Source organism: Mycobacterium sp. NPDC003449 (assembly GCF_053588415.1).
This window is the reverse complement of sequence record NZ_JBSFPX010000373.1, coordinates 1-1,482: the sequence shown is the minus strand read 5'-3', so window position 1 is coordinate 1,482 and position 1,482 is coordinate 1. Positions and strand designations below refer to the sequence as shown.

Genomic DNA, 1,482 nt, shown 5'->3' with positions numbered 1-1,482 from the left:
CTCGTACGAGGTCAATGACGGCGGTGTGGTCTACGGGCCGTGGCTGGAGGGCACCGGCAGCCGGAACGCCCCGGTGACCCGGTTCCGCGGCTACGCGACGTTCCGCCGGGTCAAGGCCATGATCGACCGGCGGGCGCCCGGCATCGCTCAGCGGCTGCTGCGCCGGTACATCGGGAGGATGTGAGATGGCTCTCGACATCCTCGGCATCCTCGACGCGGTCGTCTCGCACGCGCTGGCCTCGGGCTACTTCGAGCAGGTCAACCAGCACGAGCCGAAGAACGCCCCCGGGCTCGGGCTGACGGCCGCTGTGTGGGCGGACCGCGTCGACACCGTGCGCTCCTCCGGCCTGGACTCCACCAGCGTCCGGCTCTTGTTCAACGTGCGGCTCTACACCAGCGCAGAGGGCGAGCCCGCCGACGCGATCGATCCGAACCTGATGACCGCCTTGGACGCGCTCATGCGCGCCTACGTCGGCGACTTCACCCTCGGCGGCCTGGTCCGCGAGGTCGACGTGCGCGGCATCCACGGCATCGGGCTGGAGGCGCGGGCGGGCTACCTCCAGCACGACGCGGCGCTGCTGCGGGTCATGACCATCGCGCTGCCTGTTGTTGTAAATGATCTTTGGGATGAGGTGGCGTAGCAGTGGCCAAGACCGGCGGCCTCGGCGACAACCTGTACATCGCCGGATACAACGCGAGCGGCGACATCATGAGCCTCGGCGCCATCGGCGGCGGGCCCGCCGTGCTGCCGTTCACCGGCATCGACAAGTATGCTATGGAGCGCAAGGGCGGACTCTTGGACGGCCGAATGGAGGCCGTCGTCTTCTTCAACTCCGACCCCGTCCTCGGCGCCACCCACCAGAAGCTCGCCGCGCTGCCCACCAGCGACGTCATCCTGGCCTACTGCCGTGGCACCACCCTCGGCGACCCAGCGGCCTGCCTCGTGGCCAAGCAGATCGGCTACGACCCGACCCGCGGCGACGACGGCAGCCTGACCTTTGCCGTGCAGGCGCAGGCCAACGGGTTCGGGATCGAGTGGGGCAGGCAGCTCACCGCAGGCGTACGGACCGACACGGCAGCCACGAACGGCGGCTCGGTCGACACCTTGGCCGCCGCGAACTTCGGGGCGCAGGCGTACCTCCAGGTCATGTCCTTCACCGGCACGGACGCCACCGTGAAGATCCAGGACTCGGCGGACGGCACGACCTTCGCCGACGTGACCGGGCTGGCCTTCACCCAGGTGACGGCCGGGCCCGCCACACAGCGGATCGCCATCTCCAACACGGCCACGGTGCGCCGCTACGTGCGCGCGATCACCGTGACGACGGGGGGCTTCACCTCGTTCGCGTTCTCCGTGGTGATCAACAAGAACGAGAACGCAGGGGTGACCTTCTGATGGCCATCGAACTGAACCGCGCCCCGGTCAGCATGCCGCCGGAGTTCTTCAAGACGTACGCCGTCATGGCTCCCCTCGGTACGCAC

The 1,482-nt window shown here is 68.8% G+C and carries 3 protein-coding genes; all 3 read left to right on the top strand.

The window, feature by feature from the left end:
- Positions 1-184: hypothetical protein (locus tag ACWDTP_RS38425; protein WP_450028441.1), on the top strand; the 184-nt coding region annotated here is incomplete at its 5' end.
- Position 185: 1 nt separating this feature from the next.
- Entirely contained in the window at positions 186-641 is a 456-nt protein-coding gene (locus ACWDTP_RS38420) for a hypothetical protein (protein ID WP_450028440.1), read from the top strand.
- 2 nt (positions 642-643) lie between these two features.
- Positions 644-1,396, top strand: a complete 753-nt coding sequence (locus tag ACWDTP_RS38415; protein WP_450028439.1) for a hypothetical protein — start codon at positions 644-646, stop codon at positions 1,394-1,396.
- The last annotated feature ends 86 nt before the right edge of the window (positions 1,397-1,482 follow it).